Origin of the sequence: Oligoflexus tunisiensis (genome assembly GCF_001748245.1) — a bacterium.
Lineage (GTDB): Bacteria > Bdellovibrionota_B > Oligoflexia > Oligoflexales > Oligoflexaceae > Oligoflexus > Oligoflexus tunisiensis.
On record NZ_BDFO01000001.1, the window covers coordinates 3,400,880 to 3,417,387 of the forward strand.

14 protein-coding genes are annotated in these 16,508 nt (G+C 51.0%); 4 read left to right on the forward strand and 10 right to left on the reverse strand.

What is annotated here, in order from left to right; all coding sequences use genetic code 11:
- The first annotated feature begins 81 nt into the window (after positions 1–81).
- Positions 82–768 carry a hypothetical protein gene (locus OLTU_RS14245; protein ID WP_141733436.1) on the forward strand — a complete coding sequence of 229 codons (687 nt, stop codon included), beginning with the start codon at positions 82–84 and terminating at the stop codon, positions 766–768.
- Positions 769–794: 26 nt separating this feature from the next.
- Here the strand turns inward: OLTU_RS14245 and OLTU_RS14250 are convergent, their stop codons facing one another.
- From OLTU_RS14250 to OLTU_RS14270, 5 genes are all read right to left on the reverse strand, one after another.
- Entirely contained in the window at positions 795–2,315 is a 1,521-nt protein-coding gene (locus OLTU_RS14250; RefSeq protein WP_141733437.1) for a protein kinase domain-containing protein, read from the reverse strand.
- On the reverse strand, positions 2,275–3,102 hold the full coding sequence (locus OLTU_RS14255; RefSeq protein WP_141733438.1) for a hypothetical protein: 828 nt from the start codon (positions 3,100–3,102) through the stop codon (positions 2,275–2,277). The genes OLTU_RS14250 and OLTU_RS14255 overlap by 41 nt, the downstream gene beginning before the upstream one ends.
- 186 nt (positions 3,103–3,288) lie before the next feature.
- Complete coding sequence (locus OLTU_RS14260) at positions 3,289–4,584, reverse strand: hypothetical protein (RefSeq protein WP_141733439.1); 1,296 nt, start codon at positions 4,582–4,584, stop codon at positions 3,289–3,291.
- A gap of 154 nt (positions 4,585–4,738) precedes the next feature.
- Complete coding sequence (locus OLTU_RS14265) at positions 4,739–5,233, reverse strand: hypothetical protein (protein WP_218110038.1); 495 nt, start codon at positions 5,231–5,233, stop codon at positions 4,739–4,741.
- A gap of 241 nt (positions 5,234–5,474) precedes the next feature.
- Positions 5,475–5,720, reverse strand: coding sequence for a hypothetical protein (locus OLTU_RS14270; protein WP_141733441.1), 246 nt, complete (start codon positions 5,718–5,720; stop codon positions 5,475–5,477).
- Between the two features lie 248 nt (positions 5,721–5,968).
- Between OLTU_RS14270 and trxA the strand changes: the two genes are divergently transcribed.
- A complete protein-coding gene (gene trxA / locus OLTU_RS14275) occupies positions 5,969–6,304 on the forward strand; it encodes a thioredoxin (protein ID WP_141733442.1) in 336 nt (111 codons plus the stop codon).
- Here the strand turns inward: trxA and OLTU_RS14280 are convergent.
- The 3 genes from OLTU_RS14280 to OLTU_RS14290 all read right to left on the reverse strand — a co-directional run bounded on the left by OLTU_RS14280 (position 6,301) and on the right by OLTU_RS14290 (position 13,686).
- Positions 6,301–9,537, reverse strand: a complete 3,237-nt coding sequence (locus tag OLTU_RS14280; protein WP_141733443.1) for a WD40 repeat domain-containing protein — start codon at positions 9,535–9,537, stop codon at positions 6,301–6,303. The two genes, trxA and OLTU_RS14280, sit on opposite strands and share 4 nt — an antisense overlap.
- On the reverse strand, positions 9,531–10,022 hold the full coding sequence (locus tag OLTU_RS14285) for a hypothetical protein (RefSeq protein ID WP_176736622.1): 492 nt from the start codon (positions 10,020–10,022) through the stop codon (positions 9,531–9,533). Before OLTU_RS14285 ends, OLTU_RS14280 begins: the two co-directional genes overlap by 7 nt.
- A 415-nt stretch (positions 10,023–10,437) precedes the next feature.
- A complete protein-coding gene (locus OLTU_RS14290) occupies positions 10,438–13,686 on the reverse strand; it encodes a hypothetical protein (RefSeq protein WP_141733445.1) in 3,249 nt (1,082 codons plus the stop codon).
- A 369-nt stretch (positions 13,687–14,055) separates the two neighbouring features.
- On the opposite strand from OLTU_RS14290, the gene OLTU_RS14295 reads away from it, so the two are divergent.
- Positions 14,056–14,673: a hypothetical protein gene (locus OLTU_RS14295; protein ID WP_141733446.1), complete on the forward strand. Its 618-nt coding sequence runs from the start codon at positions 14,056–14,058 to the stop codon at positions 14,671–14,673.
- 3 nt (positions 14,674–14,676) lie between these two features.
- Here OLTU_RS14295 and OLTU_RS14300 read toward each other — a convergent pair whose 3' ends face one another.
- Positions 14,677–15,615 carry a hypothetical protein gene (locus OLTU_RS14300; protein WP_141733447.1) on the reverse strand — a complete coding sequence of 313 codons (939 nt, stop codon included), beginning with the start codon at positions 15,613–15,615 and terminating at the stop codon, positions 14,677–14,679.
- Positions 15,616–15,747: 132 nt separating this feature from the next.
- Positions 15,748–16,005, reverse strand: coding sequence for a hypothetical protein (locus OLTU_RS14305; protein WP_141733448.1), 258 nt, complete (start codon positions 16,003–16,005; stop codon positions 15,748–15,750).
- 355 nt (positions 16,006–16,360) lie between these two features.
- Here OLTU_RS14305 and OLTU_RS32895 point away from each other — a divergent pair, with 355 nt between their 5' ends.
- Positions 16,361–16,489, forward strand: a complete 129-nt coding sequence (locus OLTU_RS32895) for a hypothetical protein (RefSeq protein WP_281181198.1) — start codon at positions 16,361–16,363, stop codon at positions 16,487–16,489.
- Positions 16,490–16,508: the final 19 nt, after the last annotated feature.

Genomic DNA, 16,508 nt, shown 5'->3' on the forward strand with positions numbered 1-16,508 from the left:
AGAGTGTTTTTCCGGGCGTTTTCGATACTTCCGGAAGGGCAGGATGCGACCGATAAAGAGGAAGCGATCAGGAGTGCCGTCGTGCTGCGAACCTGCCTTTTCCTGGGACAACTGCTGCTTCTCCTCCTCTGCGGAGAGGCCTGGGCGGGTTTGACTTTGATGGGCGGGGCCGGGGCGACGGCCGGCACTTTGACGAAAACGGGTTCACCGCTCCTGAACAAGGGCTACAACTATTCCTTTCAGCTCAGTTATATCCCCGGAACTTTGCGCAAGCCCTGGCCCATGGTCATGGGCGTTCAAATCAAACAGCTCAAATTGAATTTCACCGAGGATGGGGTCAGGAAGCGCGCGACCTATAATCTCTACGGAGCCCATCTCGGGCTCTCGATGGTCCTGACGCCCACGTTTTCCATGCAGATCAGCGGGGAATATTATGGAACGGCGAATTTCTCGGTGCTATCGACCCATCAGGTTCGATTGAATGGCAGCAACTACAAATACTCCACCTGGGAACAGTACAGCGGGCCCGCCGCATCAGGAGCGCGGCTGCAGGTGGTGCATGACAAGGCTGATGGGCAATTTTCGGCGCGGAGCCGCTATCGCAGTGGTGTGGGGTTGAGTGTTGTGCAACAAAGTTTCGGCAAGGAAAGCACCAAAATCACCACATCGGATCATGATCTGACCCCTGGCGAAACCACCACGCAGTCCACGGTGTCCTACCGTCTTATGCTGATCAGCGTTGATCTTTTCATCGGGCTGGCGTTCTAAGCTTGGGGACACCTCCCTCCGTTCGCTTACCCGGGCAGCAGCAAAAGGTGATCCCTCAAGGACCACCATTGTTTGGCCTCATTCTGAGTCCAGACCCCCGCATCAGCCGAGGCTCTCAGCTCGCTCTCCAGCGTCTCCATGTTGGGTGGCCGGTGCAATGGGTTCTTTTCAACACACATCATGATCAATCGGACGAGCGCGGGAGGCAGGTCCGGCCTGTGCTCGGCCAGGTTTCGAGGTGTCGTATGCAGCACATCATAGAGCAGGCCAGCCTCGTGGGTCGCATCAAAGAGGTTACAACCACTCAGCATCTTATAAGCGACGACACCCAGGGAGTAAATATCGCTGCGCTCATTGGCTGCCAAGGGCTGAATCAAAAGCTCTGGCGCGATATAACCAGGCGTCCCGCGCAGCTGACTGGAAAGAGAGTCTGTCGTTTCCGAAGGCACAAGGCTCTTGATGCTTTTCACCAGGCCGAAATCAACGACTTTGACGAAGTCGTAGACTCCTCCGAGCCGGCAGACCATGATATTGAGAGGTTTGATGTCACGGTGTATCAGGCCCAGAGCATGGGCCTCCTTCAGAGAACCACAGATCTGCAGAAGAAGATGGATGGCCCTCCTCCAGGGCATGCGTGTCTCGACCTCGATGAGCCTGGCTAAACTGATTCCCTGGAGATACTCCATCACATAGTAGAAACACTCGTCGACGGTGCGACCAAAATCATAGACGGCCACCGTGTTGGGGTGAGTCAGCTTACAGGTGGCGCGAACCTCGGCTTCAAAGCGATTGAGGGAATCGGGTTTATCGCGATCCTTCTTCAGGATTTTAATGGCGGCAGGCCTTTTCAGAAACTCATGCCTGGCTAAATAAATCTCTCCAATCCCTCCCTCCGCTATTTTCCTCAGCAAGCGATACTGCCCCATGCGGTCGCCCAGGCGAGCGGCAGGACGCATCCGGATCATGGCGAAATAGTTCAGGGCTGCGAAGAGGCTCGCGGTGCCGCAAAGGATAATCATGGCCATATAGAGCGTATCCGCGAAGCGCAACGTAACAAAGGCTTCGCCAGCGTCAACTTCCGTGATCAAACCGAAAAGCAGGCTGGGATGCCAGCGCCAGGCCCCAACGACCTCCATACCACGATAGTCCCGGTAAGGTTCGAGAACGTGGCCCTGCATCTCATCTGAATATTCGCGAGGGCGTTCCAAAGCCTTCGAGACGATCCTGGTAAACGGCCAGTCCTCCCTATAATTTTTCGGGCGAAAGCCTTCCGTCAAATTTCCTCCAGGATCCTTGAGGGCGATATTGAGACCGGCCGGTTGTCCTTTGTTGAGAAGCCCGGCTGCGACCAGTTGGTCGTTGAAACGGCTTTCCGAGACCATAAAACCTTGTCTGTTGAAGGCATAGGTTTCTCCCGATTCTCCCCAGCGTCCCACTTTAATAATTCGATCAAAACTGCCCGAAGTGTTGACCGACAGAGCCAGACCGGCAAGTATGCGCCCGGACTTATCCCGGATTGGGGCGGCGAACCAGGAAACATATTCCATCCTGGACCATCAATTCCTTTTCCTGAAATGCTGATCCAATCAATCGTTTGGGTATAAAAAGGTTTTCACCTTTCAGGACCTGATTGGCCACGCTCATCAGCTGGGTGTCCGGGAGAAACCGGTTGCCAACCATTTTGTCCACATCACAGCTCACGGCTCGATAGGTATCATCGACAATGACAAAGTGTCCGAATGGTCCCGCTCGCAAGGTGCTTGCGAACAATTTCTGAATTTCCGCCTGGGCTGGCGCGGACCTGATTTCTTCATAGGGGTTCTGGCTGGTTCTGGAAATCCGGAGCAGTTCCCTGAGAGCGGGTTGCTCCCCAAGCGCTTCAGCCCACCGCTCCACTTCCTTCGTGCGATGTTCCGACCAAAGTTCAATGGACAGGAAATTGGAATTCAGAATGCTGTCCATGTGCCCTGCGACCTCCCTCTTCAGGATGGCGTGCAGCGTGTTGCGACCTGCCGAGGCAGCTGCGAGCAGGACCAGCATGATACCCAGGAGCAAGGCGAATCGAATCACCTTCTTTTGCAGGAGACGTTGGATGCCGGCCTGGATCGCATTGGCTTTTGTGGGTTCGAAAGCCACAGACAAGGGGCGAAGGTCGGACGGGTTCGATTCCGATGTGCTTTCATGATAAGACAGAAGCGATTCCACCTCACACCGGATATCCTCGCGGCCTTTGCGCTTGGCGGCGATCAAGGAAGGCCTCTGCTCCTTATCCACTTGAAGAGCTTGATGAAAGATTATTTTGGCTTGTGCGTAAGCATCAGGATCCAAGCTCATACGTTCGACTCTGTGGCACAGTTTTGGCTATGGCAAGAGTCAGCGTAGCCGAAAACGAAAAAATCCGCTGCTGGAATTTCAGACAGCAGGTTTTACATACCAAAGTTTAGGGATCGAACCGAAGGCCACTGAACGACAGACCTTTCGGATGTCTGCCGCCCAGGGGATTTGGATAGGCACCAGGGCTCAGAATGCAGCCGGCCAGGCGTTGTCCTCTTCTCCGGTGACGACAGCGCGTTGGGCGCGATCGAAGCCGCTGAGGATCTGCCGATAGGTTTGGCTGCGACCGAGGAAGGCCTCCATCAGTGCTACGTTATTATTCGCGTTGGCATGGAAATAACTCGGCATGGCGTTGGTGATGATGTCGAAGAATTTCGAAGGTTCATAGCCGGGATTCACGGTGGCATGGGCATCGCGCAGGGCATTGTCCACATAGGCGAAGGTATCGCAGCCGTTGACAAAGAACAGCTGGTACTGGCCGGTCTGGAACGATCCCATGCGCGCGAGAGCCCGGATGTTGGCACCAAGACCTGAGTGGCCGTTATAGGACACAAGGTCGGATATCTTCGTGCGCTCGTTGTAGCGTGCCTTGAACGTTTCATCGGCGCTGAGAATGCCATCGATCAGCAGAATATCCACATCCAGGGTGCCTTCGGGCGTATTGAAGATCATGTGGATGGCAGGATAGTCCACGCCGGGACGGGTGCCTTCAGGAACGTCAACATCCTGCATTGCAGGTTCACCGAAGCGGCTGCGCAGCATGGAATACATTTCATTGTAAGCGGCAATCCCTGCATCCCGGTTGCTGGTGGCACCGTCTTCGTATTTGCCAAAGACGGCGGTGATCACCGCGCGATCATCCTCCCAGATCTTGGCATATTCCGGAGCCTTGCCCTCGGTATTTTCTGCACTGACATTCAGATGGATGGCGAAACGCGAAACCAGTGCGGCATGCGCGGGATCGCTCATCAGCAACTGACAGTCGTCCGGTTGCGGACGGTAGTAGTACCAGAAGTTGCCGGTGGATACATCATGCGCACTGGAAGCGGCGCAGGCATCCTGAAAAGCGGTCACGAAACCGCGCATCGAGCGACTATCGCCACGCGCCGGCAGGATCAGTTCATAGCTGTCCGGCAGGGTACGATCGCGACGCCAGGCGACCAGAACCTTGGCCGCATAATGCACTTCAAAGCTGCCATCAGCCTGAGGAATTTTCTCATTGATGGTCAATTCCAAACGATTCAAATCCGCACCACCGCTGATGCCGTTGAGCTGTCCTGTCATGTAATTCAGCTGCGAACGAATTTGCCTTGTGATCGTGCTGTCACTCGTTGCCGTTGTGCGAATCACCCCATTGGTGATCACGCCATCCACTCCGATCGAATGAGCCGAATCAATTTTCAGATCACTGGTCTCTGGTCCCTGTTCCGCGCAGGCCGTGAGTCCCAGGGCGGCAAGGGCCGCGAGAACTGTGCGTTTCATGAGCATACTGTCTCCGTGTTGCATCGTTTTTCCGGTTCAACCACTCTCAGTAGAACACAGTCGAAACAACGCGAACAGTTTGCGGAAAATTTTTCCTGGCAGCGGGAAATTGCTGTTTGGCTCCCAAAGTTTATAGTCAAGAAGCCCCTGGGACTCATTCAGGGCTTGCGTTCCAAACCATCGCGCCCCCTGGGGTGAAAAAAATCCCCAGTCCTATGAAGAAATCGTTGATGGATTTTCTTACGATGCGTCCTCGCTTTTGGACCAGATCGTGGTCGATATCCCGCTCAACCACCCTCGCACCCGCAAAGAAAAGTGTATAATTCAAGGCCAGCGTTCCATAGTAGCTATGAAACTCCTGGGGCGGACCGACCTTGACATCAACCCACTGATTGATAAGGCCGAGGCTCAGATGAACCATGTTGGAGGTCATCCCGAATCGGCTGAAAGGATACGCAAGACCAAATTCCACGGCATTGCCGTCCTGAGTTGCAGTCAGGCCGAGTGTGTAATGGTCCTTGAGGAGGACTCCACCCGTGGCCCAAACTTCACCCTTGGAAAATGGTGTGACGCGACCCCAAAGTCCAACAGCAAAGGCGGCATCGGCCCACAGCAGTATCGATATTGACAACGCTAACGTCCGTATCATCGTTTACCTTTCATGGACTTCAAAAGTAGTCCCTTGCTTTCTAACGAAGTCAACAACTTGAGTTGGAATGTACAATGTTCCGCGAGGGAACGGGAGGTAAGATTTCTGCATGGGATTCAGTCGGGTTGCAGCGATTCATACACAAGGAATCAAAGTGATCGTGCAATGGCGGCGTTTCCTGCCGGCATTGCATTTACGGAGGCAGTCCTGATCCGGACCATACTTTGATCCGCTATGAACCTTAATATTTCAGTGGCTTGGAATCGTTCTCAATGTAAGTTGCCACGTATTGTGGTTTGCTCAATTCAGTATGGCGACGACCTGTGACAATCGACAATAAATCGGTACGGCGCTCCTTGAGAGCTGGCGCTTTATCGACCACGGCCATTCCCCATCCGATCAGAATTCCAAACGAAAAACCGGCGATCAAAGCCACCACAGATTGCATTATCGTAAATACGTTCCAGGTCATGCGTTTTTTTCGCACAATTACTCCCGTTGTATTTTCATCAGATTATGTACACATAATATTTATCGGATGTCGGCGGAAAAATCCGAGCCCACGCCAGGTATCTGTGTCATGTCGGTGGCTTGCGGGAGAATATTACGTCAGGTACGTACACAGAATCGGGCGGGAATTGATCGGCCAGGCTGCTGGTAACGAGAACTTTGAAAACGGCCAGAAAATGTTGTACTTATGTGAGCTGGTTGGAAAATGATCAGAGGAGTCAGAGGATGGCCACGTTTGCTCGCGAGATAACGGACAATGATTTTGAAGAGCAGGTTCTCAACGCCCCCGGTCTGGTACTGGTCGACTTCTGGGCTCCCTGGTGTGCTCCGTGTCGTACCATCTCCCCGTTTATTGAACGTGTGGCCCAGGAATTTCAGGGTGAGGTGACGGTTGTGAAAGTGAACGTGGATGCCAATCCCCGTTATTCGAGTCAGATGGGGATTCGATCGATTCCGACTTTGATTCTGTTTCGGGCGGGGGCGATCATCAAGGAGATGATGGGCGCGCCCGATCCGAAGCAGCTGGTGGATATACTGGAGGAAGCGCTGGAGACGCCTTAACGGCCCCAGCGGGTTAGAAGCTGGTCGATGGTGTCGAGGTCGGTGGTGAGGCGGCGGATGCCTTGGCCCAAGGAATTCTCATTAAACTCAAGGAGGATTTCCGGATGATCCAGGGCGCTATGGATTCGTACCACCTCCACATTTCCTTGTAAGGGAAGTTCGACGAGTGTTTTTTGTCCATCCGAGCTGAGCACTTTGAGTGAATTATGCATCGACACCAGAACTGTTCCCCGGGGGCCAAGGCCGAACGTTGAACCGCTGGCCACGGCTTGGCCTGAACGAACGGAATAAAGCGAACCGGAGCCTGTCGCATAAAGTTCAAGACCTTCCAAAATGGAACAAGGCGTGTAGTCCAACGAGTCCGCGATCAGCTGATCGCTGCCAGTCTGAAAATCGTGAAAGAGGATGGCTTCATCCCGGGTGAAGTAAAATCCCTGCTGTTTCGGACTGATGACCAGGGAGCATACAGTCATCGGGATGCGCTGTTGTTCAGCGCCAGCTGCTGTAAAAATGAGAGCTTCCTGAGCCTCAGAGCCAGATCCTTTGAAATATAGGACACCCTGACCAGCATCCTCGGAGTATATAATCTTGTTAAAAGGCTGCGCATTTGACAGAAGCAGCTCGCTTTTAAGCTTGAGTTCACGGCCATTGAATGTAAAGTTTTCCAATGCCTGCGTTTCATTAGATTTTTGCCGCAGAACAAAAATGCCGTGCTTTGTCGTGAGATGAATATCCAGAACTGTTCCATCAATCTCTGAGAACAGCACAGGCTCACGCCCTGCGTCTATAACTCCAACAGCTCCGTTTTCCATACCTACGGCGAGACGTCCATCATCCTGGAGCGAAAGCGCTGTGGCATCTGCGGGAAGTATGACGCTCGCACGTACAATTTTCCCTTCATCCTGAAGCTGGAGCCTGCGGGTCTCGAAATCAAAGACCGCATGCACGTCGCTCTTCAACGTACTGGCAGTGAGGTGCTGACTGCTCCGATCCTCAAAGCGGGTATTGCCATAGTAGAGTAGGGGTTGCAGTGTGCGATCCCTCTCACTGCTGTAGATCTGTATTGTTCTTTGTCCAAAATTGAAACAAATAAACCTTTGCAGGGAGGCATGAGGCAGGCAGGTTCCCAGCTGCTCACCGGAAAAGTACACGGATGCTTCGATGTCATTGCTATAGGACATCTGCAGAAGACGAACCCCACGGGTGCTGCCGATAAAAAGCAGCGGTTTTTCGTTCGAGATAGGGGCGACGTTGTGAATGACTTCAAACTCCTTGAGAGGAAGTGCAAAAGCCCTTGGCTCGACGAGGTCGAGGAGATGAAGCTTGGAGGTAACCGCGGTGGCAAGTGCCAGGTAGCTCTGTTCCGGATCAGCCGTTAATGCCAGAGTTTTCGGGTGGATGACATCATTCAAGCGCTCAGTTAATATTTCACTCAGTCCAGGAGCTTCGAAGTCGATCACTTTCAGTTCACAGAAGCTTTCGCTAGGAAGTCCATTGCTTCCCCCCGGACTTATTGCCTTGTGGCTGAGCATATAAATTTTGCGATCCATGCGCACGGCATAATCTACGACCACACAACCCGCCGGAGCTTGAAAAATTTGCTGTGCAAAATTCTGCTGGGTGTCCCAGATCATAAGTTCCTGATTGTTATGTCCAATGACATAGCGATCACTCGCGAAAAATGAGTAATGCTCTTCCACGGCATGAGTCCTGGGAAAATTCGCTTTAAAGATAGGGCTGTCATCGACTGAAGCGCGATCATAGACGCGAACCAAAGATTCTGTGCCTTTGTTGCCCCATATGGCGACTCTGTCCTTGGTTTGCCCTGACTTGAGTTTAGGGGAACTGATCTCCGTGGAAAATGTTTTTATCAGCCCATTGTTCTCATAAAGCTTCAAGAAGCGATTGCCTGCGGTCCAAAGCACGCCCGATGGGGAAAAATCCGCTCGGGTATTCCGGTCGATGTGAGAAACGGGCTGATTTTTATCAAAGAGCACGGCAGGGCCTTCATCTCCCTGGACAAGGAATGTATCGGATACGGGACTTACGTTGACGCGTTGAACGGGTTGATTGAAGTCGATATTTTGCAGCAGGTTTAACTTTTGGTCCAGCTTCCAAAAATTTTCAATGTAAGCCCATTGAATTGCAGTCTGCTCACCTTCAAGCTTGAGCAGATGGCGAATGCTGCTGGCCTCCCGCATGCTTTGGAGTGCAGGAGCCTGGGCACCAAGAAGAAGGTTCAATTGGACATTGGAGAGGCGGGCCAAAAGCTGGTCCACCTGTTCCTGGTGATAAACGGCAATGCTGGCTTCCAAAAGTTCGGACCGATGACCCGCTTTGTCCATGGCATAAGCCTTGAGGTCCCAAAGGCCCTCAGCGGGTGCTGTGATGGCACGCAAGGGGATGTAATCCTCGTCGTTACAGATCGCAGGGTGCATGCTGAGGCACACAAATGTTTCGGCACCGGATGCATCGAGGGCATTGAACGTGACCTGCGCTCCAGGCGCCAGACGGCGGATCTGTCGCGTTTCATCATAATACGGTTGCAGTTCCAAAGAGGAGCTAATGACAGGGGGCGTGCGATCGACCACAATCTGACAACGGGATTCAAAAGGTGGCGCATTTCGTTCAAAAACATCCCGGGAAATAAGCTTCAGCTGATAGCGACCTTCCGGCCAACTGGGATCGAGATTGATACTGCCTGTTGTTTCCGTCAAGGGAAGTTGCTGCAGTTGTTCGTTTTGATCGTTATAAATTTCAGCATGAATCAAGGTGCGAGTTAGAACACGCGTGGGCTGCTCAATTCGAGTCATAGGAAAACGCTGGGCTGTAATATAGGAATCAGCTGGGCATAGGAATTTCACGAGACGGTCGCTCAGCGCTGGTTCCGCAGAAAGTTTCATCTCCAGAAGGGGGTTGGTCCATTCCTCCCGTAGCGATAAGACCCGACCATTGATGGAGGCCTGATCGCGGATGATGACTTCGGCTGGGCGTTGGGTGTTGTGCGGAACTTCAAGGCAGCCATAGGCGGAGCGTTTGAGTGCTGAAATTTGATCGTCCTGAAGAAGGACAGCATCAAATCCTGCGTGGGGTATGTCTGTGACTTGAATATAAGAGTTCTGCGCTGGGTCCACATCGGGACCACAGGCAAGCTGCAGGCGGTTGGTGTCGTTACGCCAGCGCCCACAGGAGAGGGCAGCAAAGCCCATAATAATGAGAAGAAGTTTTACCAACGGCCATTCCATATATCAGTGTACTTGGGATCCCGCCAGTCGGCATTTTGCCAATAGACTCCCTCAATTTTGGCTCCCTTCACATAGGAAGGTACGCACCAGAGCACGCGGCCTTTTGCTCCACTGGCTGTCCATTCTGCGGCAATGCCAGCGACGCAGGAGTCAGGATCACTGAAATAAGAATCAATGTCGAATCCGCCAGTTGCGCTGGCAAGCTCTCTCATTTGCTCGACGCTCAGGTAACGGATACAGGGAAGATTGTCTCTCCCAGGAGCCCCCCCACGTTTGAATTTTCCTGAGTCGCCTTTCAGTTCCACGAAGGTCTGGATTTCCTTGCCATTGGACCGGAACTGGCCGTTGAAAGACTTGGCTCCGAAGATTTCCTTGAGATCTGCATTATTGAGAAAACTGCAAGTCTCGACCCCTGAAGAAAAAGCCACGGCAGGCGCCAACGCCAAGCCCAACGCGAGAAGGCAACGCAACATAATAACTCCCGGTAGGAAAGCCTATAAAATATTCAGGCCTCGTCGGTATCAGGATCCTTGGATAACTGTCAATACAAAGACCATTTCCAGACAAATAATTTTTTAAACTAATCAAAAAGTGGCAGCCCCGCGCTCCCTGCCCCAATCAGAGCGTGAATTAGCGCAGGCTACTCAAGCTATTCTGACTCTGGTTGAGGCAGCAGGAGGGCCGTCGTCTCGATACGCTGCAAGACTTCCTGTCGTACTGATAATGAACTTTCCACAGTCGCTACCACAGGGGTTGGCGAGGATTTCGAGGTAGACCTTGGTTCCGTAGGTAAAAGACCGGCGAGTGAGGGCATGGACGCTGTACTGACCTCCGAGTCCCCATCCGTATCTGGAACCTTCTCTTCCCCATCGCTGCTCTGGAGAGGCTCTAACGGCCCCAGTTGCTGAGGAGCTGATCGATGGCGTCGAGGTCAGTGGTGAAGCGACGGATGCCTTGGCCGCTCATGTGGTCCGTTATGACCATTACGAACTCTGGATGATCAGGATCACTAATTATTTGGTCGATAATAATGTTGTCATTGTGTGGAAGGTTCACGAGAGTTTTTAAGCCATCGGGACTGAGAACTTTTATTGAATCGGAAGTTTCGATCAGGATAGTCCCTTGGGGGCCAATGCTGAAATTCAAACCTGAATCCAGACGTTGGCCAGTATCGACTGCATAGAGCGTTGCAATATCAGTTGCAAAGAGTTTGTTGCCTTCAAGTATCGTGCACGGTGAATAGGGAAGAGAATCTGCTATAAGCTGATCGCTTCCACTTTGGAAATCATGAAAATATATCGACTGTTCCCGACCAAAGTAAAAACCAGGGCGTTTTCGGCTCGGCTCCAAGGTGCAAGCTGTCATAGGTATGCGTCCACGCTCACTGCCATTGGCCGCAAAGACGAGAACCTCCTGCGTTACGGGTCGAGAATCATCACTCAGATACAGTACACCATAGCCTGCCTCTTCTGAGAACATTATCTTGTTGAAAGTTTGTGAAGATGGCAAATGAAGCGTTTTTTGAAGTGTCAACCCACCGATGTCGTCTGTGAAGATCTCCAGTGACTGCATATTGTTAGATAATTGACGCAAAACAAAAATCCCTTGGCTTGCGGTTATGTGCACGTCTAGAATCTTGCTTTGTGGCCTTTCGGTGAGCTTGATCGCTTTTCCTTCTTCGATTACAGCCAGAGTTCCATTGTCCAAGCCGACTGCGAGACGCCCATCATGGTGCAGCGATAGGGCAGTGGCTTCCGCAGGGAGTATGGCCTGCGCTCGCACTAATTTGTTTTCATCCTGTAGCCAGATCTTGTTAGTCTCCCGCTCAAATATTGCATGGAGAGGCTTGGTCAGAAGACTGGCGATGAGAAACTTGTCGCCCAAATCTGGCGGGCTAAAATCAGTGAACCTATGAAATAAAGATGGCTGAAGGGTGAGATTTCTGTCGCTGGTGTAGATATCAAGTGTGTGCTGATTGTCATGAAAGCAAAGGAACTTTTCTATGTGAGTATGTGGGGCGCAATTGCCAAGTCTATCTCCTGAAAACGGCACAGCTGGGTCGGAAAAGGATGTCATCTGCAACAAAATAGTTCTTTGGCTTGTGCTAAGAAGGAACATCGGCCTTTCCGTCGATATGGAGGAAAACTGATAAATATCTTCATCTTGGTTGAGCGGAAAGCCTAAATTGCTCCCTCTGTCCTCTAGATCAAGAAGGTTGAAAAATGAGCCAGCTTCCAGCACCAAATATTTCTGGCTTGGGTCAGATGATAATGAAAGGTTGCCTGGAGAAGTTACTTTCGTTAAACGTGGAGTCAGGATTTCATGAAGGCTACTGTTTAATATATCGACTCTGTGCAAATCACAAAAGCTATTTTCGGAGTCGAAGTATCCTGTATTAGTGATCCGAGTTTTTTTACTGGTGTAATAGATTTCATGATCAGATCGAACCGCGAAATCACCAATAACGCAACCTTCAGTTGCCTGAAATGATTGAATCGCATAATCGTTCAAACTGTCCCATATTAGAAGTTTGTTTCGGCTGGAACCTATGAGGTAACGGTCCTGAGCGAAGAACGCATATCGTCCAATTTCAAACTTGTATCTCGGGAGGATGGCTTCGAATATGGGGTTGTCATCACGTGTAGTGCGATCGTAGACACGTACAAGCATTTCCTCGAAGTTATGAGCCTGCCAGATTACGACTTTATCAACAGCTCCCGCAGCGAGACGTGCAGACCTTCCTAGATCCGTGTTGAATGTTCGCACTAACCTGCCATTTTCATAAAGCTTCAATACACCAGACTTGAGGGTCCATAGCGCTCCACTCGCTGAAAAAGCTGAATGAGTCATGTGATCCAGAGGTATGGCTTCGGATTCATTTCGGTAAAAGACTGCAGTCTCTTCCAGGTCCTTCACAAGGAATTGCAGGGAGTAAGGACTTGTGATCAAGCTCAAGCTGCTAATAGGAAAACCAACATCGATTGTGCGTAAGTAATTGAGCTGTTGATCCAAACGCCAAAAGCTTTCTATGTATGGCCATCGAATCGCATCGAGTTCACCATCAAGCTCGAGATTTTTGCGGATGATTTGAGCGTCACGCATGGCGGCAAGAGCCAGGGGTTGACCGCCTAGAAAAAGGCTGGTGCGCACATCTGGCAAGCGGGCCAGGAGTCTGTCAATGTCTTCTTGGTGATAAACGGCAAAAACTTCACGCAGTACTGTTGACTTTTGTCCCGCCTTGTCGGTGGCATAAGCCACGATTTCCCAAATGCCCCTTGATGGAGCTGTTATGGAGTGGAGAGGAAGAAAATCTTCCTCGGTACAGGAAGCAGGGTAAGGTTTAACGCATACATATGGGGTCGCGCCGTTCGCATCTTCAATCTTGATAGCAATCTTTTCCTCGGGAGCCAGACGTCGGATCTTATTTGACTCATCATAAAAGCCGGTCGAATTTAATGAGGAATCAATGGATGGTGCGGTTCTGTCCAAGTGAATCTGACAAGTGGACTGCTGTGCCGGCGCATTAAGTTCAAAGGCATCTTGCGAGGTCAGCGTGAGGGTATAGTTCCCTTCCGCCCACCCATCATCGAGTTGCAAACTCTGCGCTTCTGCATCCAAGGCGGTCGTATGAACGAGTTCTCCTTGGGAATTATGAATTTCAGCGGTCAGAACGGGCCGTGATAAAAGGCGAGTGGGCTGCTCCAATCGCGTGAGTGGTATGCGATCTTGAGTAGCAAATGACTCAGATGGGCAGGATATTCTCAAATGCGCCCTATGAAGTCCTGATTCAGCAGTGAGCTCTGTTGTAATCAAGGTTGTTTCGGTGTCGGGCGTGACTTGAAGGGCGCGCCCTCTCATGGACGTTCGATCCCGAACTGCAATTTCAGTGTGTTGATTGAGAGCGCGCGGGATTTCCAAACAACCATGTGCTGAACGAAGAGCCGGGACCCATTTCCCATCTCGGAACAGGACAGCCTCGAAATCTTTTGGGTCTTGATTGGTGACCTGAACATAGAAGTGACCGCTTGCATCAACATTGGCTCCACAAGCCAACTTGAGTCTATCAGCATCCGAGTGCCAACGGTCACAGGAGACTGTCATCAGCGCCACCAGGGCGATTCGAAAGATTATGTTCACCGGCGTTCCCAAACTTCTACGCAATATGTGACCCCCGGCAGAAAAAGCCTATAACATATTCAGGCCTCGTCGGTACCAGGATCTTTGGCGAAGTGTCAATAGGAAGACCATTTTTAAGGAAGTAATTTTTTTGAATTAGCCAAAAAATGGTTGAAAACTGCTCCCGCTCGACCAACCCGGCCAGGAACGCAGCTTCACTCATTCATTCATGACCCGCCACAGCTCGGGGAAATGCTATGAGCTCACGGCTGGATATTTATGGCGGACGTAGTGAAGCGTTATGCCATTAAGTACTCCTGGCCGAGGGCAGTTCGAACCACCATCAGAAGTTGGGCGAGAACTGAGCATAAACAAGATTGTCGAGAGTAAATGGACAAATATGATGAAAATGATGCCCTATTTAAAGCAAAGCTGAACAGGTTAATGGGAATCGATCCTGGAAATACTTGTATGAAGACGCTCTACTTCTCTGACTGTCCAGGGCGTGCTATAGTCGGCTCTCGAACGATGGAAAGGGCGTCAGACATGCACTACATGAAAATATTGATTCCGATTTCTCTGCTCCTCGGCTGTTTTATTTCCTCCAGTGCATGCAGCAGCAAGGACTCCGATACCACCCCGTCGGGCGGAACCTGTTCGCCACTGGCGGACGAGCTATTTATTGAATCCGCCTCCGAGGCAGCCAACAAGACGACCCTTGCCAACATGGAAACGGTATCCACGGCCATCGCCGTTACCTACGACAAGACTCAACCATCGGGGCTTCAGTGGGCTATTCAGGACGAAGGACTGAACCTGGATGGGAAAAGGTATGATCTGCGATATAGTCAGGAAAATTTCTGGAATGTGATCGGCCCTGATCAAAGCCTGGTCGGTAGTCTGGTGCCATATCGGACGGAAAGTTGCGCCACCGTCTCAAAAGTCGAACTTGTCATGTTCACGCCCGAAGAGACGGCAGCGGCATTCATTTCCTATATGAAACTTTAGACACTATTCGCGCATGAAAAGTGTAGAGTTCGGATTGAAGGTTTCTGGCATTGTCACTTTCTCGATGCAGTCGCTGAAGTTTACCATGAAGTTTTTCTTATAGGCTTCAACTGCCTGCGGGTCGTTCCAGTCAAAGCCTTCAGGGTGCGTATATCCAACAGTATGAAGAAGTTCGTGAACGATTGTGGACGCCCAAAAGCCTGGATGAGTGTAGATCGGATCCTTTATCCATGAACCTTTCCAGAGTCGATAGCCCTTCATGAAGTTCCAATTTAGAGCAATCACAGGTCTTGCGACTGAATGATTGCCGATCCTGGCTGACCCCAAAGCATCCGATTCCCAGGTTTTTACAACCCTGACTTCGTACTTGATCCGTGGCGAATCCCGAATCCGCCTTTGATCTAGGATACGAGGTTCCCTCCAGATGCTTCCGAAGCCGTAAGTGTTTTTGTCCCAGAAATTCACCCCCCACATATCCGCCACTGCAAAGACTTCGTATTGAGTTGGATTTGTACATTTTCCAAATTCGCTATTTATAGGATCTGTTAGGAATAACGCCCCAAGCTGCTCGAAAGCGATCTCAAACGCCTCCTTGAGAAGGGTGCGATCCTGAGGCGTAAAGCCTGGCTCAGCATAAGCCTTGAAGGTGCCCTTTTCAAAAATTGGGACTGTGGCATTATCGCCACGATCAAGGTTATTTCCGGAGCCCTCTATCCTCGGCGGTGTTGAACCATCAGAGCAGAAAAGCTGTTCCTTAAGATCGATGCATGCATACATGCAATCAACGTAGTTGCCATGGTTTATGTCAGGCGCGACGGGAAGCGGCTGATCACCAATGACAGAATCGGGGCTTGTGCACTGCTGCGTGCAGGCCCCGAGTTCACAAATAAATGCGTAAGATGGACTTGATAAAAGAAAAGTGGCAAACAAAACGTGTTTCATCAAAACTCCCGTAGTGTGCAAACATCTCGAAAGACAATCCTTTCGTGGCGGCGACCTTACCAGCATTCGTGGACTCGCCCCGATAGCAGTAGGTAATTATTTCGTTCTCAGAGGGAGAATCTCTTGAAACCCTTACTGGGTGGGCACAGCTGGTGAAGAAGGATTGGCGCGGGCAATATCTTTGAGACAGATTTGATCGCCGTCATGATGCCGTTTGGTGGCTATGATGCCGTCTATTCTAGTCTGCGGCTTGCCTGCCAGGACGCGGGATTCCGCTGTCAGAGAGCCGATGAAATTCGGGGCCATGCCGAGATTATGAACGATATCGCTAGCCTGATCTTTCGCGCTTCGGTCGATTACACAATTAAAGGCCGGTGTTCCAAGCGACATTCAATATCATCGCTACCTTTTCTATCATCCGAATACCGAAGGTCTGGAAACGCTGCGCGATGTTGGCAGGAAATTACGTGAGGGATTCAAGTAGATCACAAATTTCCAAAGAGTGGGCTTTCAAGACAGTTGGGGCAATTACATTATTTGAACTGGAGTTTTCATGCGTACATCGGTGGTTTGCATTTAAGAACGAACCAAAGATTATTATGCAGTGAAGTACAAGACTGACTGCCACTGCGCCCAATTGGGGGTGGCTTTCTTGTGTGCTCCAAACCCGTCGCGAAGCGGCCAGAGATATTACCTGGAAGACTGGTGCGAGTACTTGCAAAGAAATAGGAGCCGAGCCGTGGCGATGTTTCAGAAAGCCTATGAAATCAGCCCTGAGAAGCGGGCCATTCAAGAATCATACGATGCTTTGGTCAAAGAGAATTCGCTGCGCTTTGTCCTGCTGGGGAATAGCCTTGATTTCAGCTCTCTATGATCGGGCTGTCAAATCGATC

Coding starts and splice junctions, on each gene's coding strand:
- OLTU_RS14250 (WP_141733437.1), bottom strand. CDS start 2,315: ATGGAATATGTTTCCTGGTTCGCCGCCCCAATCCGGGATAAGTCCGGG.
- OLTU_RS14295 (WP_141733446.1), top strand. CDS start 14,056: ATGGACAAATATGATGAAAATGATGCCCTATTTAAAGCAAAGCTGAAC.
- OLTU_RS14260 (WP_141733439.1), bottom strand. CDS start 4,584: ATGAAACGCACAGTTCTCGCGGCCCTTGCCGCCCTGGGACTCACGGCC.
- OLTU_RS14265 (WP_218110038.1), bottom strand. CDS start 5,233: ATGATACGGACGTTAGCGTTGTCAATATCGATACTGCTGTGGGCCGAT.
- OLTU_RS14300 (WP_141733447.1), bottom strand. CDS start 15,615: ATGAAACACGTTTTGTTTGCCACTTTTCTTTTATCAAGTCCATCTTAC.
- OLTU_RS32895 (WP_281181198.1), top strand. CDS start 16,361: ATGTTTCAGAAAGCCTATGAAATCAGCCCTGAGAAGCGGGCCATTCAA.
- trxA (WP_141733442.1), top strand. CDS start 5,969: ATGGCCACGTTTGCTCGCGAGATAACGGACAATGATTTTGAAGAGCAG.
- OLTU_RS14255 (WP_141733438.1), bottom strand. CDS start 3,102: ATGAGCTTGGATCCTGATGCTTACGCACAAGCCAAAATAATCTTTCAT.
- OLTU_RS14285 (WP_176736622.1), bottom strand. CDS start 10,022: ATGTTGCGTTGCCTTCTCGCGTTGGGCTTGGCGTTGGCGCCTGCCGTG.
- OLTU_RS14305 (WP_141733448.1), bottom strand. CDS start 16,005: ATGTCGCTTGGAACACCGGCCTTTAATTGTGTAATCGACCGAAGCGCG.